At 45.6% G+C, this 17,851-nt stretch carries 28 protein-coding genes and 1 rRNA gene; 28 read left to right on the top strand and 1 reads right to left on the bottom strand.

Going from position 1 to position 17,851, the window contains the following annotated elements; translation table 11 throughout:
* Positions 1–19 precede the first annotated feature (19 nt).
* From rplX to M3221_RS21650, 27 genes are all read left to right on the top strand, one after another.
* Positions 20–331 carry a 50S ribosomal protein L24 gene (rplX, locus tag M3221_RS21780; protein ID WP_050182389.1) on the top strand — a complete coding sequence of 104 codons (312 nt, stop codon included), beginning with the start codon at positions 20–22 and terminating at the stop codon, positions 329–331.
* Between the two features lie 26 nt (positions 332–357).
* Complete coding sequence (gene rplE, locus M3221_RS21775; protein ID WP_242236769.1) at positions 358–897, top strand: 50S ribosomal protein L5; 540 nt, start codon at positions 358–360, stop codon at positions 895–897.
* Positions 898–921: 24 nt separating this feature from the next.
* Complete coding sequence (gene rpsN / locus M3221_RS21770) at positions 922–1,107, top strand: 30S ribosomal protein S14 (protein ID WP_046176559.1); 186 nt, start codon at positions 922–924, stop codon at positions 1,105–1,107.
* A 30-nt stretch (positions 1,108–1,137) separates the two neighbouring features.
* The gene (gene rpsH / locus M3221_RS21765; protein WP_046180679.1) at positions 1,138–1,533 is read left to right on the top strand and encodes a 30S ribosomal protein S8; all 396 of its coding nucleotides are present in this window, start codon (positions 1,138–1,140) and stop codon (positions 1,531–1,533) included.
* Between the two features lie 28 nt (positions 1,534–1,561).
* The gene (rplF, locus tag M3221_RS21760; protein WP_251273777.1) at positions 1,562–2,098 is read left to right on the top strand and encodes a 50S ribosomal protein L6; all 537 of its coding nucleotides are present in this window, start codon (positions 1,562–1,564) and stop codon (positions 2,096–2,098) included.
* Positions 2,099–2,132: 34 nt separating this feature from the next.
* Entirely contained in the window at positions 2,133–2,495 is a 363-nt protein-coding gene (gene rplR / locus M3221_RS21755) for a 50S ribosomal protein L18 (protein ID WP_251273776.1), read from the top strand.
* Positions 2,496–2,515: 20 nt separating this feature from the next.
* Entirely contained in the window at positions 2,516–3,016 is a 501-nt protein-coding gene (gene rpsE, locus M3221_RS21750) for a 30S ribosomal protein S5 (protein WP_242236762.1), read from the top strand.
* 13 nt (positions 3,017–3,029) lie between these two features.
* On the top strand, positions 3,030–3,212 hold the full coding sequence (rpmD, locus tag M3221_RS21745; RefSeq protein WP_050182384.1) for a 50S ribosomal protein L30: 183 nt from the start codon (positions 3,030–3,032) through the stop codon (positions 3,210–3,212).
* Positions 3,213–3,244: 32 nt separating this feature from the next.
* Positions 3,245–3,685 carry a 50S ribosomal protein L15 gene (gene rplO / locus M3221_RS21740; protein WP_242236758.1) on the top strand — a complete coding sequence of 147 codons (441 nt, stop codon included), beginning with the start codon at positions 3,245–3,247 and terminating at the stop codon, positions 3,683–3,685.
* Entirely contained in the window at positions 3,685–4,986 is a 1,302-nt protein-coding gene (gene secY, locus M3221_RS21735; RefSeq protein ID WP_242236756.1) for a preprotein translocase subunit SecY, read from the top strand. The genes rplO and secY overlap by 1 nt, the downstream gene beginning before the upstream one ends.
* 56 nt (positions 4,987–5,042) lie before the next feature.
* Positions 5,043–5,696 (top strand): adenylate kinase, encoded by a 654-nt coding sequence (locus M3221_RS21730; RefSeq protein ID WP_251273775.1) that lies wholly within the window; start codon positions 5,043–5,045, stop codon positions 5,694–5,696.
* A complete protein-coding gene (gene map / locus M3221_RS21725) occupies positions 5,696–6,442 on the top strand; it encodes a type I methionyl aminopeptidase (protein ID WP_251273774.1) in 747 nt (248 codons plus the stop codon). The genes M3221_RS21730 and map overlap by 1 nt, the downstream gene beginning before the upstream one ends.
* Positions 6,443–6,485: 43 nt before the next feature.
* Complete coding sequence (gene infA, locus M3221_RS21720; protein WP_018395177.1) at positions 6,486–6,704, top strand: translation initiation factor IF-1; 219 nt, start codon at positions 6,486–6,488, stop codon at positions 6,702–6,704.
* Between the two features lie 38 nt (positions 6,705–6,742).
* Positions 6,743–6,856 carry a 50S ribosomal protein L36 gene (rpmJ, locus tag M3221_RS21715; protein WP_000868344.1) on the top strand — a complete coding sequence of 38 codons (114 nt, stop codon included), beginning with the start codon at positions 6,743–6,745 and terminating at the stop codon, positions 6,854–6,856.
* Between the two features lie 23 nt (positions 6,857–6,879).
* Positions 6,880–7,245, top strand: a complete 366-nt coding sequence (gene rpsM, locus M3221_RS21710; RefSeq protein WP_050182379.1) for a 30S ribosomal protein S13 — start codon at positions 6,880–6,882, stop codon at positions 7,243–7,245.
* A gap of 25 nt (positions 7,246–7,270) precedes the next feature.
* Positions 7,271–7,660, top strand: coding sequence for a 30S ribosomal protein S11 (gene rpsK / locus M3221_RS21705; protein WP_045851874.1), 390 nt, complete (start codon positions 7,271–7,273; stop codon positions 7,658–7,660).
* 151 nt (positions 7,661–7,811) lie between these two features.
* Positions 7,812–8,756: a DNA-directed RNA polymerase subunit alpha gene (locus M3221_RS21700; RefSeq protein ID WP_242236747.1), complete on the top strand. Its 945-nt coding sequence runs from the start codon at positions 7,812–7,814 to the stop codon at positions 8,754–8,756.
* Positions 8,757–8,791: 35 nt separating this feature from the next.
* On the top strand, positions 8,792–9,184 hold the full coding sequence (gene rplQ / locus M3221_RS21695) for a 50S ribosomal protein L17 (protein ID WP_242236744.1): 393 nt from the start codon (positions 8,792–8,794) through the stop codon (positions 9,182–9,184).
* Positions 9,185–9,560: 376 nt separating this feature from the next.
* Positions 9,561–10,400, top strand: a complete 840-nt coding sequence (locus tag M3221_RS21690; protein WP_251273773.1) for an energy-coupling factor ABC transporter ATP-binding protein — start codon at positions 9,561–9,563, stop codon at positions 10,398–10,400.
* Positions 10,376–11,239: an energy-coupling factor ABC transporter ATP-binding protein gene (locus tag M3221_RS21685; RefSeq protein WP_251273772.1), complete on the top strand. Its 864-nt coding sequence runs from the start codon at positions 10,376–10,378 to the stop codon at positions 11,237–11,239. Before M3221_RS21690 ends, M3221_RS21685 begins: the two co-directional genes overlap by 25 nt.
* Positions 11,236–12,033 (top strand): energy-coupling factor transporter transmembrane component T family protein, encoded by a 798-nt coding sequence (locus M3221_RS21680; protein WP_251273771.1) that lies wholly within the window; start codon positions 11,236–11,238, stop codon positions 12,031–12,033. Before M3221_RS21685 ends, M3221_RS21680 begins: the two co-directional genes overlap by 4 nt.
* Before the next feature lie 13 nt (positions 12,034–12,046).
* Positions 12,047–12,787, top strand: a complete 741-nt coding sequence (gene truA / locus M3221_RS21675) for a tRNA pseudouridine(38-40) synthase TruA (protein ID WP_251273770.1) — start codon at positions 12,047–12,049, stop codon at positions 12,785–12,787.
* A gap of 215 nt (positions 12,788–13,002) precedes the next feature.
* Positions 13,003–13,440: a 50S ribosomal protein L13 gene (rplM, locus tag M3221_RS21670; protein WP_251273769.1), complete on the top strand. Its 438-nt coding sequence runs from the start codon at positions 13,003–13,005 to the stop codon at positions 13,438–13,440.
* Between the two features lie 28 nt (positions 13,441–13,468).
* Complete coding sequence (gene rpsI / locus M3221_RS21665) at positions 13,469–13,861, top strand: 30S ribosomal protein S9 (protein WP_045851882.1); 393 nt, start codon at positions 13,469–13,471, stop codon at positions 13,859–13,861.
* 228 nt (positions 13,862–14,089) lie between these two features.
* A complete protein-coding gene (cwlD, locus tag M3221_RS21660) occupies positions 14,090–14,746 on the top strand; it encodes an N-acetylmuramoyl-L-alanine amidase CwlD (RefSeq protein WP_396395252.1) in 657 nt (218 codons plus the stop codon).
* Positions 14,747–14,821: 75 nt separating this feature from the next.
* Complete coding sequence (locus tag M3221_RS21655) at positions 14,822–15,883, top strand: P-loop NTPase (protein WP_251273767.1); 1,062 nt, start codon at positions 14,822–14,824, stop codon at positions 15,881–15,883.
* A 115-nt stretch (positions 15,884–15,998) separates the two neighbouring features.
* Positions 15,999–16,601, top strand: coding sequence for a KinB-signaling pathway activation protein (locus M3221_RS21650; RefSeq protein ID WP_251273766.1), 603 nt, complete (start codon positions 15,999–16,001; stop codon positions 16,599–16,601).
* Positions 16,602–16,621: 20 nt separating this feature from the next.
* On the opposite strand, the gene M3221_RS21645 is transcribed toward M3221_RS21650, so the two are convergent.
* The gene (locus M3221_RS21645; protein ID WP_251273765.1) at positions 16,622–17,305 is read right to left on the bottom strand and encodes a polysaccharide deacetylase family protein; all 684 of its coding nucleotides are present in this window, start codon (positions 17,303–17,305) and stop codon (positions 16,622–16,624) included.
* A 322-nt stretch (positions 17,306–17,627) separates the two neighbouring features.
* On the opposite strand from M3221_RS21645, the gene M3221_RS21640 reads away from it, so the two are divergent.
* A 16S ribosomal RNA gene (locus M3221_RS21640) occupies positions 17,628–17,851 on the top strand; the annotation flags it as partial.

Raw genomic sequence — 17,851 nt, 5'->3', positions numbered from 1 at the left:
CATCAAGGAGGTGCGCAACATGCACGTGAAAAAAGGCGATAAAGTCATGGTCATCACAGGTAAAGACAAAGGCAAAACAGGCGTTGTTCTTGCAGCTTTCCCTAAAAAAGACCGTGTACTTGTTGAAGGAATCAACATCGTGAAAAAACACGCGAAACCTTCACAATTAAATCCGCAGGGCGGCATCCTAAGCCAGGAAGCAGCTATTCACGTATCCAACGTTATGCTGTTGGATCCGAAAACAAACGAACCTACTCGTGTAGGTTACAAAGAAGTGGACGGCAAGAAAGTCCGCGTAGCAAAAAAATCCGGTGAAACTCTAGATAAATAAAAAGTTCAAGAAGGGAGGTATTCTAAGTGAACCGCCTTAAAGAAAAATACCTTAAAGAAATTACTCCTGCTCTTATGAGCAAGTTCGAGTACAGCTCTGTAATGCAGGTGCCTAAAATTGAAAAAATCGTTGTAAACATGGGTGTTGGTGAAGCAGTTCAAAACGCTAAAGTACTTGATACAGCTGTTGAAGAATTGAATCAAATCACTGGCCAAAAGCCAATGGTCACTCGTGCGAAAAACTCAATCGCGGGATTCCGTCTTCGTGAAGGTATGCCAATCGGTGCGAAAGTAACTCTTCGCGGCGAGCGCATGTACGAATTCCTTGATAAACTTGTTTCTGTATCACTTCCGCGTGTACGTGACTTCCGCGGCGTTTCTAAAAAAGCGTTCGACGGTCGCGGTAACTACACACTTGGTGTAAAAGAACAGTTGATCTTCCCTGAGATTGATTACGATAAAGTATCAAAAGTACGCGGCATGGACATTGTTATCGTCACTACTGCCAACACGGACGAAGAAGCTCGTGAATTGTTAACACAAATTGGAATGCCGTTCCAAAAGTAATCGCTATATAAGGGAGGCGAAAACGTGGCTAAAAAATCAATGATTGCGAAACAAAAGCGCACACAAAAGTTTAAAGTACAAGAGTACACACGCTGCGAACGCTGCGGACGTCCACACTCTGTATACCGCAAATTTAAACTTTGCCGTATTTGTTTCCGTGAACTAGCTTATAAAGGTCAAATTCCTGGCGTTAAAAAAGCCAGCTGGTAATACACTGATTCCGGAAGGAGGTAAATATAAATGGTTATGACTGATCCGATTGCTGACTTGCTGACTCGCATCCGTAATGCGAACATGGTTCGTCACGAAAAACTGGAAGTACCTGCTTCCAAAATTAAACGCGAAATCGCTGAAATCTTGAAACGTGAAGGATTCGTCCGTGACGTTGAGTTCATCGAAGACGACAAACAAGGTGTTATCCGCATTTTCTTGAAATACAGTGGCAACGAGCGTGTAATCACAGGCTTGAAGCGTATTTCTAAACCAGGTCTTCGCGTTTACGCGAAAGCTGATGAGGTACCTCGTGTACTTAACGGTCTTGGTATTGCAATTCTTTCTACATCTACTGGTGTAGTTACTGATAAAGAAGCCCGCGCTAAACAAGTAGGCGGCGAAGTACTCGCGTACGTTTGGTAATAATCTTTTAAAGAATGGAGGTGCGACTATGTCACGCGTAGGTAAAAAAGTAATCGAGCTTCCAGAAGGCGTAACGATTACAAACAACAACAATGAAGTGACTGTCAAAGGTCCTAAAGGAGAATTGACTCGTCAGTTCAACAAAGATTTGACAATTGAAGTAGACGGCAGCAACGTAACAGTTGTTCGTCCTTCAGATTCAAAAGAACACCGTACAATCCATGGAACAACTCGTGCACTTCTTGCCAATATGGTAGAAGGCGTATCAAAAGGGTTCGAACGCAACCTTGAGTTGGTTGGTGTCGGTTACCGTGCTCAAAAACAAGGAACGAAACTTGTACTAAGCGTTGGTTACTCTCACCCAGTAGAATTCGAAGCTGAACAAGGCATCGATATCGACGTTCCTGCAAATACAAAAATCAGCATCAAAGGGATCGACAAAGAGCGCGTTGGTGCAATTGCTGCTAACATCCGCCAAGTTCGTCCTCCTGAGCCGTACAAAGGCAAAGGTATCCGTTACGAAGGTGAACAGGTTCGCCGCAAAGAAGGTAAAACAGGTAAATAATGCCGCATAGGCATCAGAAAGGAGTGACCTCGGGATGATCACAAAAGCTGATAAGAATAAAACGCGTAAAAGACGCCATGCCCGTGTACGTGCGAAAATCGCTGGTACAGCCGCGCGTCCTCGCTTGAACGTATTCCGTTCAAACAAGCACCTTTACGCTCAATTGATTGATGATGCAAATGGTGTTACACTTGCAAGTGCTTCAACTATTGAAAAAGATTTCGGTCTTGAATCAACAGGCAACCTTGAAGCTGCTGCGAAAGTTGGCGAATTGCTTGCTAACCGCGCAACTGAAAAAGGTGTCGCTGCTGTTGTATTCGACCGTGGGGGCTACCTTTATCATGGCCGCGTGAAAGCTTTGGCTGACGCTGCTCGTGAAAACGGCCTACAATTCTAATAAAAGGAGGGACACATTTAATGCGTCGCATTGATCCAAACAAACTTGAACTTGAAGAACGCGTAGTAACGGTCAACCGTGTTGCGAAAGTAGTAAAAGGTGGACGTCGTTTCCGCTTTACTGCACTAGTTGTCGTTGGCGATAAAAATGGAAACGTTGGTTTTGGAACTGGTAAAGCTCAAGAAGTTCCAGACGCGATCCGTAAAGCAATTGAAGATGCGAAGAAAAACCTTGTATACGTACCGATGGTTGGCACAACTTTGCCACACCAAGTTATCGGTCAATTCGGTGCGGGTGAAGTTCTTTTGAAACCTGCTTCTGAAGGTACTGGAGTTATCGCTGGTGGACCTGTCCGTGCGGTACTTGAACTTGCTGGTGTTGGTGATATCCTCTCCAAATCACTTGGTTCAAACACGCCAATCAACATGGTTCGCGCTACAATTGCAGGCCTTAAAGACCTGAAAACAGCTGAAGAAGTTGCAAAACTTCGCGGCAAATCTGTAGAAGAACTGTTAGGATAAGGAGGGAATCATAATGGCTGAAAAACTACAAATTACCCTCACTCGCAGTCTGATCGGACGTACACAAGATCAGCGCGATACTGTTAAGGCACTTGGTCTTCGCAAAATGCACCAAACGGTTGAGCAAAACGACAACCCAGCAATTCGCGGTATGATCAACAAAGTGTCTCATCTTGTGACTGTTACAGAAAAATAATTTGATTTTATAGAACAAGGAGGTGCAAGAGCATGAAACTTCATGAATTGAAACCAGCTGCAGGTTCTCGTAAAGAACGTAACCGTGTAGGTCGCGGTACAGGTTCTGGTAACGGTAAAACGGCAGGTAAAGGTCATAAAGGTCAAAACGCACGTTCAGGCGGTGGTGTCCGTCTTGGATTTGAAGGTGGACAAACTCCTTTATTCCGTCGTCTTCCAAAACGCGGCTTTACTAACGTAAACCGTAAAGACTATGCAGTTGTGAACATCGATACATTGAATCGTTTCGAAGAAGGAACAGAGGTTACACCTGAACTTCTTATCGAAAGCGGCGTTGTAAAAAGCGAAAAAGCGGGAATTAAAATTCTTGCAAACGGCAACGTAGAGAAAAAGCTTACTGTTAAAGCTCACAAATTCTCTGCTGCTGCTAAAGAAGCAATTGAAGCGGCTGGCGGTAAGATTGAGGTGATCTAATGTTTCGCACAATCTCCAATTTTATGCGTGTGGGTGATATAAGAAATAAAATTATATTCACCCTCCTTATGTTAATCGTGTTCCGGATCGGTACATTTATTCCTGTTCCTTATGTTAATGCGGATGTTCTCCGCATGCAGGAGCAGGCGGGACTGATTGGATTCCTTAATACGTTTGGCGGAGGAGCGCTTCAAAACTTCTCGATTCTCGCAATGGGGATTATGCCATACATTACAGCATCTATCATTGTGCAGTTGTTACAAATGGATGTTGTGCCTAAATTCACTGAATGGTCGAAGCAGGGTGACGTTGGGCGGCGCAAACTGACTCAGTTTACCCGCTACTTCACAATTGTGCTCGGCCTCATTCAAGGTTTTGGGATGTCATACGGATTTAACCGTCTGTATGGAGGATTACTTGTCGAAAACAGCAGCGTTGGCGGTTATTTGCTCATTGCATTGGTGCTGACAGCGGGTACTGCTTTCCTTATGTGGCTTGGTGAACAAATCACAGCAAAAGGAGTCGGCAACGGAATCTCGGTTATCATTTTCGCCGGAATTGTGGCGGCCATTCCTGGAGCAGTCAACCAAATTTACGCACAGCAAATTGAAGGAGCGGGCGATCAGCTCTTCCTGCGTATTGTTGTACTTCTTTTGATCCTGCTTGCAGTATTGGCGATTATTGTAGGGGTTATCTATTTCCAGCAGGCGCTGCGAAAAATCCCGATTCAATATGCGAAACGTGTTGGAGCAGGTGGCGGCATGACGCCGGTTGGCGGCCAGTCGACACATCTTCCACTTAAAGTAAACGCGGCGGGTGTTATCCCGGTTATCTTTGCGATTTCATTCTTAATCACACCGCAAACAATTGGTTCGTTTTTTGGTTCAAACGATGTGACGACCACGATCCAAAACATCTTTGACTATACGAAACCGATCGGTATGACGATTTATGTAGCATTGATTGTGGCGTTTACGTATTTCTATGCTTTCATTCAAGTAAACCCTGAACAAGTTGCTGACAACTTGAAAAAACAGGGTGGATATATTCCGGGCATTCGCCCTGGGAAGAACACACAGGATTATTTGACAAATGTGCTTTACCGTCTGACTTTTGTCGGTGCAATTTTCCTTTCAGCCGTTGCTGTGCTGCCTGTTTTCTTCATTAAATTCGCGGGTCTTCCACCAGCGGCGCAAATCGGCGGTACTAGTCTTTTGATCGTCGTCGGTGTGGCACTTGAAACAATGAAGCAGCTTGAAGCACAACTTGTAAAGCGCCATTACAAGGGCTTTATGAAGTAAGCACGGTGAAGAGTGTGTGATTCACTTCACCTCGATCAGACTGAGGGGGTATATCGATGAATCTCGTGTTGATGGGATTGCCTGGTGCCGGTAAAGGAACTCAGGCAGAGAAAATTGTTGAAAAGTACGGTGTACCGCACATTTCAACAGGGGACATGTTCCGTGCTGCAATGAAAGATGAAACGGAACTAGGCTTGAAAGCAAAATCATTTATGGATAAAGGCGAACTCGTTCCGGATGAGGTAACGATCGGTATTGTTAACGAGCGCTTGGCAAAAGCGGACTGCGAAAAAGGCTTTCTATTAGATGGCTTTCCTCGTACAGTAGCGCAGGCAGAAGCACTTGAAGATATTTTATTCGGCTTAAACCGTAAAATTGATTACGTCATCAACGTTGAAGTAGATCAAGATATTTTGATGGCACGCTTAACAGGCCGACGCATTTGCAAAGCTTGCGGTGCGACGTATCATTTGGAATTCAACCCGCCAGCAAAGGAAGATACATGCGACCGCTGCGGTGGGGAATTGTATCAGCGTGCTGATGACAATGCAGAAACGGTTCAGAACCGCCTTGACGTAAACGTAAAGCAAACAGCACCATTGCTTGCTTTCTACAGCGAAAAAGGCTATTTAAAGAACATTAACGGCCAGCAGGATATCAATGTAGTTTTCGAAAACATTGACGAACTCCTAAAAGGTCTTCGTAACTAATGATCATTTGTAAAACCCCTCGTGAACTGGAGATTATGAAAGAAGCGGGGCGTATTGTCGCGCTTACACATCAGGAACTGCAAAACCATATCTCTCCCGGGATAAGCACGATGGAGCTGGATGCTGTTGCAGAAAAATTCATTCGAAGCATGAATGCAGCACCTTCTTTTAAAGGGTATAATGGTTTTTCGGGCAGCATTTGCGCTTCAGTGAATGAAGAGCTTGTGCACGGAATTCCAGGTAGCCGTATATTACAAGAAGGCGACATTATCAGCATTGATATTGGTGCTTATTATAAGGGGTATCATGGCGACTCGGCCTGGACATATGCTGTTGGCCGGATTGCACCTGAGACGGAGAAGCTTCTCGACGTAACAGAGGAATCGCTTTACATCGGACTCAATGAAGCGAAACCGGGTGAACGTCTTTCAAACATCTCCCATGCGATTCAAACGTATGTGGAATCGAATGGCTTTTCAATCGTTCGTGAGTATGTTGGGCACGGTGTCGGGCAGAACCTTCATGAGGCTCCGCAAATTCCCCATTATGGTCCGCCAGGGAGGGGACCGGTACTAAAACCTGGTATGGTGCTTGCGATCGAACCGATGGTCAATGCCGGTCATCGTTACGTAAAAACACTTGAGGATAATTGGACTGTCGTTACACAGGATGGAAAAATGTGTGCTCATTTTGAACATACAATTGCGATTACCGAAACAGGCTTTGAGATTTTAACGAAAGCTTGAGGCAGGCTGCCAATCGGATGAAAAGTGAAGGGAGAGGAAGCAAGTGGCGAAAGACGACGTAATTGAAATTGAAGGTACAGTCACTGAAACTTTGCCAAATGCCATGTTTAAGGTAGAATTGGAAAATGGGCATACTATTTTAGCGCACGTTTCAGGCAAAATCCGTATGCATTTTATCCGTATCTTGCCTGGTGATAAAGTAACAGTAGAACTTTCACCGTATGACTTAACACGCGGACGGATCACGTACCGTTACAAATAACATATATGGCGCTCCGGACTATGAAGGAGGTTGGAGAAATGAAAGTAAGACCATCAGTTAAGCCAATCTGTGAGAAATGTAAAGTTATTCGCAGACGCGGCAAAGTTATGGTTATTTGTGAAAACCCTAAGCATAAACAAAAACAAGGCTAATATTAAAGGGAGGTGCACATTTTATGGCACGTGTAGCAGGTGTTGATATTCCACGCGACAAGCGTGTAGTTATCTCATTAACTTATATTTTCGGTATTGGCAGACCAACTGCTGAGCAAATTCTTGAAGAAGCAGGTGTTTCTCAAGAAACTCGCGTACGCGACTTAACGGAAGATGAACTAAACAAAATCCGTGACATCGTTGACCGCTTAAAAGTAGAGGGTGACCTTCGTCGTGAAGTATCTCTTAACATTAAACGTTTGATGGAAATCGGTTCATTCCGTGGTATCCGTCATCGTCGTGGTCTTCCAGTTCGTGGACAGAACACAAAAAACAACGCGCGTACTCGCAAAGGCCCGCGTAAAACTGTAGCTAACAAGAAAAAATAATCGGTAAAGGAGGCAGAATTAGAACATGGCTCGTAAACAACAAACTCGTAAGCGTCGTGTGAAAAAGAATATCGAATCTGGTATTGCTCACATCCGCTCAACGTTCAACAATACAATCGTCACTATTACAGACGTTCACGGTAACGCTCTATCTTGGTCAAGTGCAGGTGCCCTTGGTTTCAGAGGATCACGTAAATCCACTCCGTTTGCTGCTCAAATGGCTGCTGAAACAGCTGCAAAAGCATCAATCGAACATGGTATGAAAACTCTTGAAGTAACAGTAAAAGGTCCAGGTTCAGGCCGTGAAGCAGCTATTCGTGCGCTTCAAGCAGCAGGTCTAGAAGTTACAGCAATCAAAGACGTAACTCCAGTACCTCACAATGGCTGCCGTCCTCCAAAACGTCGTCGTGTTTAATCTTCCTGCATAAAGGAGAACTATTCCGGTTATAATGGAAAATTGACTGTTTTGATTCAGGAATTGACCAATTACTTTGTAAAATCGGGAATGGTAAACATGGGAATTTCGGGTTACCGGAATTTCGACGTATTCGAGGAGGGAAAATGGAATGATCGAAATTGAAAAGCCAAAAATTGAAACGGTTGAGATCAGCGATGATGCTACGTTTGGAAAGTTCGTCGTGGAACCACTTGAACGCGGATATGGTACTACTCTAGGGAACTCCTTGCGTCGTATTTTATTATCTTCACTTCCGGGTGCCGCAGTGACGTCCATTCAGATTGATGGCGTACTGCACGAATTCTCAACAATTGAAGGCGTCGTAGAAGATGTTACGTCGATCATTTTGAACATTAAAAAACTTGCGCTTAAAATTTACTCAGATGAGGAAAAAACGCTTGAAATCGATGTTCAAGGTCCAGGAACCGTAACGGCTGCCGACATTACTCACGACAGCGATGTGGAAATTTTAAATCCGGATCTGCATATTGCGACATTAGGTGAAAATGCTAATTTCCGTATGCGCTTGACGGCACAACGCGGCAGAGGGTACAACCGGGCTGATCACAACAAAAAAGAAGATCATCCAATCGGCGTCATTGCGATCGACTCCATCTACACACCTGTATCACGTGTAAACTTCCAAGTGGAAAACACACGGGTTGGGCAGCTTTCAAACTTTGATAAGTTGTCACTGGACGTTTGGACAGATGGCAGCATCGGACCGAAGGAAGCTATTTCCTTAGGGGCGAAAATCTTAAATGAACATCTTAACATTTTCGTAGGATTAACAGACGAAGCACAGCATGCGGAAATCATGGTAGAAAAAGAAGAAGATCAGAAAGAAAAAGTACTTGAGATGACGATCGAAGAACTTGATCTATCTGTTCGTTCTTACAACTGCTTGAAGCGCGCTGGTATTAATACTGTTCAAGAACTTGCGAACAAGAGCGAAGACGATATGATGAAAGTCCGCAACCTTGGCCGTAAATCTCTTGAAGAAGTAAAAGCGAAGCTGGACGAGCTTGGACTCGGCTTACGAAAAGAAGATTGATTAAATAAACGACATCAATAAAGGAGGGTATCTTCATGGCTTACAGAAAGCTAGGACGTACAAGCGCTCAGCGCAAAGCGATGCTTCGTGATTTGACAACAGATCTTATCATCAGCGAACGCATTGAAACGACTGAAGCACGTGCAAAAGAATTGCGCTCAGTTGTAGAAAAAATGATTACACTCGGTAAACGTGGTGACTTGCATGCCCGCCGTCAGGCTGCAGCATTCCTTCGTCACGAAGTCGCTTCTACGAAAGAAGTAGAGAAAAACGGCAAAACGAAAGAACAGCCAGTTTACGCACTTCAAAAATTGTTTGATGATGTAGCACCACGCTACAATGAGCGTCAAGGTGGCTACACTCGCATCATGAAAGTTGGTCCACGCCGCGGCGATGGCGCACCAATGGTGATTATCGAGCTAGTATAAGCTCCTTAAGACCGCGAAATGGGCAGAACAAAACGAACGTTGCTTTGTTTTGCCCTTTTTTTATACCTTAAGAAAGTGCCGGTTTTTGGAAAGTCCAGTTTCAATTGCCAACGGAGGCCTGCAGTATGCAGAGAACACAAGCATGGCGGACCACGAAACCGCATTCTTTGCTTCTGTTCTGCTCTCCGCAGTCACCTCCTGCACTTTCAAATGAACAAGCTTAGAGCGTTACGATGGGCGTACCTTCTTACGCTTCACGTGCGTCCCGTCTAGCTCATGCACCCCCTGCCACGCTGCTGTAGCAGTAAGAAGAGATTGATTCTTCGGCTCGGGGTGCGGGCTTTTTTTATTTTTGCCGAAATAAGGAGGTGCCAGCATGAAGGAATCCATTATCTCGATTGACGATGTGTCATTTCAATATCCGGATCAAACTGCTTTTGCTCTTCAGCATGTGTCTTTTCATGTGCAGCGCGGTGAATGGCTGGCCATTGTCGGTCATAATGGTTCAGGGAAATCCACGCTTGCTAAAATGCTGAACGGTCTTCACTATCCGCAGGAAGGAACGGTCACCATCAGCGGACTGGCTCTTTCAGAAGAAAATGTGTGGGCGATTCGGAAAAAGCTCGGAATGGTTTTTCAGAATCCAGACAACCAGTTTGTCGGTACCACTGTGCAAGATGATGTGGCTTTTGGGTTAGAAAATAACGGTGTCGAACAAAAGGAAATGAAAGAACGTGTACAGGAAGCGCTCCAAAAAGTCGGCATGACCGCTTTTCTGAATCAAGAGCCACACCATCTTTCAGGCGGTCAAAAACAGCGGGTAGCCATTGCCAGCGTGATTGCGCTGCGGCCGGACATTATCCTGCTTGATGAAGCCACCTCGATGCTTGACCCGGCCGGACGTGATGAAGTGATGAATACGATTCGTGATCTTAAAGAGAAAGAAGGATTAACGGTTATCTCTATTACACATGATTTGGAAGAAGCCGCAAAAGCGGACCGGGTCATTGTGTTGAATGAAGGCAGTGTATATGCAGAAGGGTCTCCGCAGGCTATTTTCCAACTGGATCAGGAGTTGCTTACATTAGGTCTTGATGTTCCATTTTCAGTCCGGATGAGCGAGCTGCTGGCGGATAAAGGAATCACCCTGTCGGAGCGCCATTTTACGGAAGAAGAGCTGGTGAGAGACGTATGGACATTAAATTTCACGGAGTAGAATACCGTTATGCAGCCGGAACGCCGTTTGAGCGGCTCGCGATTACAGATGTCACCTTTCATATTCCTTCCGGTGAATACGTAGCAGTAATCGGCCATACCGGCTCCGGGAAATCGACGGTTCTGCAGCATTTAAATGTGCTGCTGCAGCCGCTGCGAGGCAAAATTGAGGTCGGCAACCGGACGATTGCCGCCGGCCGGAAAGAAAAGAATTTAAAAGACGTCCGCCGCCGCGTCGGTATTGTGTTTCAGTTTCCAGAGCATCAGCTGTTTGAAGAAACGGTAGAAAAGGATATTTGCTTTGGGCCGATGAATTTCGGTGTATCTGAGGAAGAAGCCAGAAAACGGGCTCGTGAAGCGATTCATCTTGTGGGGCTTCCGCCATCTGTGCTGGAGCGCTCTCCTTTTGACCTATCAGGCGGGCAAATGCGCCGGGTAGCCATTGCCGGCGTGCTGGCGATGAAGCCGGATGTGCTCGTATTAGATGAGCCGACAGCAGGGCTGGATCCGCGCGGGCGTCGTGAAATCATGGAGCTGTTTCATTCGTTAAAAAAAGAAAACAGCCTGACCTGCGTGCTCGTGACGCACAGCATGGAAGATGCGGCTCGTTATGCAGACCGGCTGATTGTCATGCATAAAGGCCGTGTTGCGAAAACGGGTACGCCGCGGGAGCTTTTCCGGAATCGGGACAGCTTAACGGCTCTTGGGCTTGATGTGCCGGAGACGGTTCGGCTGCAGTATATGTTTGAGGAAAAGCTTGGACAGCCGCTTCCTCATCTTTGCCTAACACCTGAAGAACTCGCACAGGAAATAGCCCGTCTTCGAGGTGAGCGCCCATGATGGAAAAAATGATTTTAGGACGTTACCTGCCGGGCGATTCAGTTGTACACCGGATGGACCCCCGGGCCAAGCTTTTATTTATTTTCGGCTTTGTCCTGATCGTGTTTTTAGCCAATAATGTGCTTACGTATGCTTTGCTGAGCTTGTTTACGCTTGTTGTTATCCTGCTGTCAAACGTACGGATTGCTTTTTTAATAGCTGGATTAAAACCGGTTATTTTTCTTATCCTCTTTACCTTTTTGATACATGTATTTTTTACAAAAGAGGGAGAGGTTTTGGCTCAGCTGGGGTTCTTGAGCATTTATAAAGGCGGGATTATTAAAGGTGTTTTTATTTCTCTGCGCTTTCTCCTGTTGATCTTTGTTACGTCACTCTTAACACTGACAACGCCGCCTATTTCCGTAACAGATGGAATTGAATCACTGTTTGGCCCGTTAAAACGAGTGAAAGTGCCGGTTCATGAGCTGGCACTGATGATCTCGATTTCTCTGCGCTTTATCCCGACGCTGCTGGATGAAACGGACAAAATTATGAAAGCCCAGATGGCCCGCGGTGCTGATTTTACAAGCGGGTCTGTTTCAAGCCGGGTTAAGGCCGTGATTCCGCTTTTGATTCCCCTGTTTGTCAGTGCCTTTAAGCGGGCGGAGGAGCTGGCAGTAGCTATGGAAGCGCGGGGCTACCGCGGAGGCGAAGGACGCACCAAATACCGTGTACTCGCGTGGCATCTGCGGGATACAGCTGCGCTGTTTGTTCTAGCAGCGCTGGCATCTGCCTTAGTCGGGCTGAGAAGCTGATGGAGGAATGAGCGTGAAACGAATTAAATGTGAGTTAATGTATGATGGGTCTCGCTTTTCCGGCTACCAGTCACAGCCGAAGGACCGGACTGTACAGCAGGAAGTGGAGCGCGCACTTTGGAAAATTCATAAAAAGACTCCGATTAAAACGCAGGCATCGGGCCGGACGGATGCAGGTGTGCATGCAATGGGACAGATCATTCATTTTGACACACCCATTGAAATGCCGGCAGATCGCTGGGCCCGTGCTTTAAACGGGGTGCTGCCGGATGATATATCCGTTAAGCGGACCGAGGAAGTCCCGGAGACCTTTCATGCCCGCTACTCGGTTACAGGGAAGGAATACCGTTATCGTATTTACCGGACACCATACCGTGATCCGTTTCGGACGGTGCATGCCTATCATTATCCATATCCGCTTGACGTTGAACGAATGAAGCGAGCGGCTGCCCATCTGCTGGGGGAGCATGATTTTACTTCTTTTTGCTCGACGAAAACGGATAAAGAAAATAAAGTGCGGACTGTCACAGATATTTCATTTTTAGAGCAGGGTGACGATCTGGAAATCCGCTTTTCCGGTACCGGCTTTTTATATAACATGGTCCGGATCATAACAGGGACGCTTATAAAGGTCGGAAACGGGCGTCTGGAGCCTGATGAGGTGGCTCATATTCTAGCGGCAAGAGACCGCAATTGTGCCGCTCAGACGGCTCCTGCGGAAGGATTATATCTATGGTCCGTTCATTATGACTAAAACATCTGACGGCTTTTGAAGGGGCGGAAAAAAGCCGTGTTTTAAATTCTTTTCGTGACAACTTCACCAAGTGTTGCATTTTATCTTGACAATGAATAACAAGCGGTATATTATAGCATATGGTATGTTATTTGACCCCACGATAAGCCCCGGAAACTTATTCGTGATATAAATACATGGAACCGTAAAATACAAACAAATCAGGAGGGTAAATAATGCGTACGACTTATATGGCGAAAGCAAGCGAAATCGAGCGTAAATGGTTCGTGATCGATGCTGAAGGCAAAACATTGGGCCGTCTTTCAAGCGAAGTAGCATCTATTTTGCGCGGCAAACATAAACCAACTTTCACACCACATGTTGACACAGGCGATCACGTGATCATCATCAATGCATCTAAAATCGAATTAACAGGTAACAAACTTCAAGGGAAAATCTACTACCGTCACAGCATGTATCCAGGTGGTTTGAAATCAACAACTGCTGGTCAAATGCGTGAGAAAAACCCTGAAAGAATGCTTGAGCTTGCAATCAAAGGCATGCTTCCAAAAGGTTCTTTAGGTCGTCAAATGTTCAAGAAACTTCACGTTTACGCTGGAGCAGAACACAAACACGAAGCACAACAACCAGAAGTTTACGAACTTCGCGGATAATTTATTTAACTAAAAGGAGGAAATGACATTGTCACAAGTTCAATACTTAGGCACAGGACGCCGTAAAAGTTCAGTAGCCCGCGTACGTCTAGTACCAGGCGAAGGTAAAATCATCATCAACGGCCGTACTGCTGAAGATTATATTCCATTCGAAGCGCTGCGCACTGTGATCAACCAGCCGCTTGTTGCGACTGAAACAGTAAACAGCTACGATGTACACGTAAATGTAAACGGAGGCGGCTACACAGGACAAGCGGGAGCGATCCGTCACGGCATCGCGCGTGCTCTTCTGCAAGCTGACCCAGAATTCCGTCCAACACTAAAACGTGCTGGCTACCTTACACGTGATGCACGTGCGAAAGAACGTAAAAAATACGGTCTTAAAGGCGCTCGTCGCGCACCTCAGTTCTCAAAACGTTAATTTTTACGTTTGGAAGACTCTCAGCTTTTTGGCTGGGAGTCTTTTTTATTTATCCAGCGCTCTCCAGCTGGATAAAGCAGCTCTCATAAGGCTTCTGGAACGGCTTAAATAGATCAATCAGTCATCCTTTCCTGATAACGGGAAAGGATTCTTTCATGTGAGCCGGTTTTTCTACATATAGTGGTCGTGACAGGAGGGAAAGCGATGAAAAAGCTTATTTTCGTTCTGATGCTCGCAGCGGCTGCTGCTTTTTTATATCAAGGAGTCAAGCCGGTGTTTAATGATTGGCGTCCTCCGCTTACCGGAATGACGATTATGATTGATCCGGGGCATGGAGGAATGGACGGCGGCGCGGGAAGTGAGCCGGCACTAGAGAAGGACATTGCCCTGTCTGTTTCAGAGAAGCTGAGAGAGTATTTAAATGGACAAGGCGCGGTTGTCCTCATGACGAGGGAAAAAGATAAAGATTTAGCCGGGGGAGAAACAGAAAGCGTCCGTACGCGAAAAACTGAGGATCTGCGCAAAAGAAAGCAGCTGATTAACGAGTCGGGGGCAGACCTGTTTATCAGCGTGCACTTAAATGCGATTCCAGCAGAACAATGGCGGGGCGCGCAGACTTTTTACTCGCCTCATATGTCTCAAAACAAACAGATTGCAACAGCCATCCAAAACGAACTGGTTGGCAACCTGGGTAATACGGACCGGAAGCCGGCAGAGATCGGACATGTTTTTGTTTTAAAGGAAGCGGATGTTCCCGGTGCGCTTGTCGAGATCGGCTTTCTATCTAACCCTGCCGAACGCCGGCTTCTTGAAAGTGAAAGCTATCAGGAGAAAACAGCAGCGGCTATTTCCCGGGGCATTTTACGTTACGTAGACGGGAAGTAACCGTTTCCTAACAATCCACAGAGAGTGTGCTATACTGAATAATGAGAATACTACAGTCAAAGGATGGTGCCACTGATGATGACAGAAGCACAGGTACGTGATATCGTGAATACTCTTGAAGACCCTTTTTTACATAAAAAGCTATCCGAAACAGGGGGTCTTGAAGAGGTATCCATTAAAGAAGAAAAAAACCATGTCAGTGTTAAGATCGCAATTGCACAAACGGGTACACCGGAACAGCTTCAGCTGCAAATGCGAATTGTAAATGCGTTAAAAGAAGCGGGTGTGGAAACAGTCGGCATCCGATTTAAACAATTGTCTGAGGAAAGAATTGCCCAATTTCGCGGAGCAGATGCAGCAGGACAGGATGAAGGCCTTCTGTCTCCAAACAGCGAAACAACCTTCCTGGCGATCGCGAGCGGAAAAGGCGGGGTCGGTAAATCAACTGTATCGGTAAACCTTGCTGTTTCGCTTGCACGCCTTGGCAAAAAAGTGGGTCTTATAGACGCCGATATTTACGGATTTAGTGTGCCGGATATGATGGGAATCACGACACGTCCAGTAGTCCGCGGCCAAAAGATTTATCCGGTTGACCGTTTTGACGTTAAAGTCATTTCGATGGGCTTTTTTGTAGACGATAACGCTCCGGTTATTTGGCGCGGCCCTATGCTTGGCAAAATGCTGAATAACTTTTTCTCGGAAGTAGAATGGGGAGATCTCGATTACCTCCTATTGGATCTGCCTCCGGGTACAGGGGATGTAGCGCTTGATGTACATACGATTTTGCCGCGCTGTAAAGAAGTAATTGTTACTACACCGCACCCAACGGCAGCTTTTGTTGCAGCGCGTGCTGGTGCAATGGCACTGCAAACAGATCATGAAGTCGTCGGTGTTATCGAGAACATGGCTTACTTTGAAAGCAAAACAACAGGTGAAAAAGAGTACATTTTTGGACGCGGTGGAGGAGACAAGCTCGCTGATGAGTTGCGCACAGAAGTGCTCGGCCGCCTTCCGCTGCAGCAGCCGGACTGGGATGAGAAAGATTTTGCTCCATCTGTTTATGCGGAGGATCATCGGCTTGGCTCGATTTATCTGGATATTGCTAAAAAGCTCGATCAAAAAATTGGATCTAACTAAACGCTTTTGGGCTTCGGCCCAGAAGCTTTTTTTATGACGGTCAAAAAATGTTCATGGTGCAGGAAGGCATGTCTTGGTACAATCGAAGAAGACGAACATACGGGAGGAATTTTGTGTGGGTATACGAAATTGGATCCGTTTTTTTACACATACGCTGCTCATTGGCGGGGCCGCAACAGGTATCCTAGGTTTTATCATCCGCTGGAATGAATTTGCTCCGTTGTTTGCAAACGGAGAGTGGGGAGAAGTACTATCGGTTTTAACATGGCTTATTGGAGTCGGCTTTACCTTCAGTGTAATCAGCCAAATGGGGTTTTTTGCATACTTAACAATTCACCAGTTTGGTCTTGGACTGTTCAAGTCTTATTGGGGGTTTATTCAAACAGCGCTTATTGCCGTTGTATTATTTGATCTCGTTTATTTCCGCTTTCAAGCATTCAGCAGCGGAGAAACGATCGCTTCCTACATCTTGCTCGCTGCGATTCTTCTTCTCGTTGGAATTGTGACCGCTTACCAAAAAGCAAGAGGCAGGAACAGGAATGTATTTGTGGCGGCTCTGTTTTTTATGGTCGTTGTGACAACGCTTGAATGGCTTCCTGTTCTGCAGGCAAACGAAGAAAGCTGGTTGTATTTAATGCTTTTTACTTTGCTGCCGTGCAACGCTTTTCAGCTGCTGATGCTCCCTAAATATAATCAAAAAACCCTGAAAGCAGCATAACAAACTGCTTTCAGGGTTTTTTAAGGGATATATTCTACTTGTGCCCGGCCGCCAGCCATTTCCGATAAGCTGATGACTTTTTTCTTTGTTAGTAAAAGAGGCAGCCATTTCTTCGTTACACGGAGATCCTCCTGCGGATTGAGAAGAATAATATCTCCTTCATCAACATGACGCACCAATTCTGAAGGCGGCTGGTCTGCTAAATTCACGCTCCATTGAACAGCTAAATAACCTTGGGCAGCGGGCATGTCCGGTAATTCTCCCGTATCTTCAGCTGCTCGTATAAAGAGAAGGGAGTTCTTTCCGTAGGTGCTTAATATCTTTTGGACAGCGGCAATTTCTTTTTCCACTGCCTGATCGTCTGAAACATCTGTCAACAGCACTCCAATATCAAAAGCCCGATCGACTAATAATTTTGCGGTTTTTGGATGTTTTTTCAGCCAGGACGATGTGACAAAAAAAGAAGCCGTCACTTTCTGGTCGATGAATATGTTCACAAGCTTGGACGTATTTTTTGAAGAGGAATCTACGTTTACGGTTAAGGCAATGTGCTCGTTGCCTTTATAAATGGCAGCTGGCTGCCCGGCGAATGAAATGGCCGGCTGCTCAGCAGGCGGAGACATGATGACGAAACCCATGGTGACGGAAGAAAGAAAGAGAACAGCCCATTTTAATTGTTTGAGTCGAATAAATAACCAAGGCATCGCGGCTTCAGCCTCCGTTTTAAAGTGATTTGACAAAGTATATGAAAAAAAATAAAAAAAAGAAGAAAAACTATTGACCATTTGATTGTATGCATGGTAAATTAAATCTTGCCCGTTACAAGAAACAAATGTCGAAAAAACATTTTAAAAAAAAGTGTTGACACATAACGAGGCAGAATGATATTATATAAAAGTTGCTATTGAGCAATGCATTGAACATTGAAAACTGAACAAAATCAATAAAAACGTCAACGTTTTAAATTTTTATCTTCCATTAAAAACACCCCGTGTTTTAATGGGAACAAATGAGCAAGTCAAACACTTTTTGGAGAGTTTGATCCTGGCTCAGGACGAACGCTGGCGGCGTGCCTAATACATGCAAGTCGAGCGGACTTGACGGAGCTTGCTCTGTTCAAGTTAGCGGCGGACGGGTGAGTAACACGTGGGTAACCTGCCTGTAAGACTGGGATAACTCCGGGAAACCGGGGCTAATACCGGATAATATCAAGAACCGCATGGTTCTTGATTGAAAGGCGGCTTCGGCTG

Origin of the sequence: Domibacillus indicus (assembly GCF_023715895.1) — a bacterium.
GTDB classification, from domain to species: Bacteria; Bacillota; Bacilli; order Bacillales; family Domibacillaceae; genus Domibacillus; species Domibacillus indicus_A.
The sequence above is the reverse complement of the archived record's forward strand: the minus strand, read 5'-3'. Positions and strand labels throughout refer to the sequence as shown.

Coding starts and splice junctions, on each gene's coding strand:
- rpsM (WP_050182379.1), top strand. CDS start 6,880: ATGGCACGTGTAGCAGGTGTTGATATTCCACGCGACAAGCGTGTAGTT.
- M3221_RS21700 (WP_242236747.1), top strand. CDS start 7,812: ATGATCGAAATTGAAAAGCCAAAAATTGAAACGGTTGAGATCAGCGAT.
- secY (WP_242236756.1), top strand. CDS start 3,685: ATGTTTCGCACAATCTCCAATTTTATGCGTGTGGGTGATATAAGAAAT.
- rpmJ (WP_000868344.1), top strand. CDS start 6,743: ATGAAAGTAAGACCATCAGTTAAGCCAATCTGTGAGAAATGTAAAGTT.
- M3221_RS21680 (WP_251273771.1), top strand. CDS start 11,236: ATGATGGAAAAAATGATTTTAGGACGTTACCTGCCGGGCGATTCAGTT.
- rplR (WP_251273776.1), top strand. CDS start 2,133: ATGATCACAAAAGCTGATAAGAATAAAACGCGTAAAAGACGCCATGCC.
- M3221_RS21730 (WP_251273775.1), top strand. CDS start 5,043: ATGAATCTCGTGTTGATGGGATTGCCTGGTGCCGGTAAAGGAACTCAG.
- rpsH (WP_046180679.1), top strand. CDS start 1,138: ATGGTTATGACTGATCCGATTGCTGACTTGCTGACTCGCATCCGTAAT.
- rplF (WP_251273777.1), top strand. CDS start 1,562: ATGTCACGCGTAGGTAAAAAAGTAATCGAGCTTCCAGAAGGCGTAACG.
- M3221_RS21690 (WP_251273773.1), top strand. CDS start 9,561: ATGAAGGAATCCATTATCTCGATTGACGATGTGTCATTTCAATATCCG.
- M3221_RS21655 (WP_251273767.1), top strand. CDS start 14,822: ATGATGACAGAAGCACAGGTACGTGATATCGTGAATACTCTTGAAGAC.
- rpsE (WP_242236762.1), top strand. CDS start 2,516: ATGCGTCGCATTGATCCAAACAAACTTGAACTTGAAGAACGCGTAGTA.
- rplQ (WP_242236744.1), top strand. CDS start 8,792: ATGGCTTACAGAAAGCTAGGACGTACAAGCGCTCAGCGCAAAGCGATG.
- M3221_RS21645 (WP_251273765.1), bottom strand. CDS start 17,305: ATGCCTTGGTTATTTATTCGACTCAAACAATTAAAATGGGCTGTTCTC.
- map (WP_251273774.1), top strand. CDS start 5,696: ATGATCATTTGTAAAACCCCTCGTGAACTGGAGATTATGAAAGAAGCG.
- rplX (WP_050182389.1), top strand. CDS start 20: ATGCACGTGAAAAAAGGCGATAAAGTCATGGTCATCACAGGTAAAGAC.
- M3221_RS21685 (WP_251273772.1), top strand. CDS start 10,376: ATGGACATTAAATTTCACGGAGTAGAATACCGTTATGCAGCCGGAACG.
- rplM (WP_251273769.1), top strand. CDS start 13,003: ATGCGTACGACTTATATGGCGAAAGCAAGCGAAATCGAGCGTAAATGG.
- rpmD (WP_050182384.1), top strand. CDS start 3,030: ATGGCTGAAAAACTACAAATTACCCTCACTCGCAGTCTGATCGGACGT.
- rpsK (WP_045851874.1), top strand. CDS start 7,271: ATGGCTCGTAAACAACAAACTCGTAAGCGTCGTGTGAAAAAGAATATC.
- rplO (WP_242236758.1), top strand. CDS start 3,245: ATGAAACTTCATGAATTGAAACCAGCTGCAGGTTCTCGTAAAGAACGT.
- cwlD (WP_396395252.1), top strand. CDS start 14,090: ATGCTCGCAGCGGCTGCTGCTTTTTTATATCAAGGAGTCAAGCCGGTG.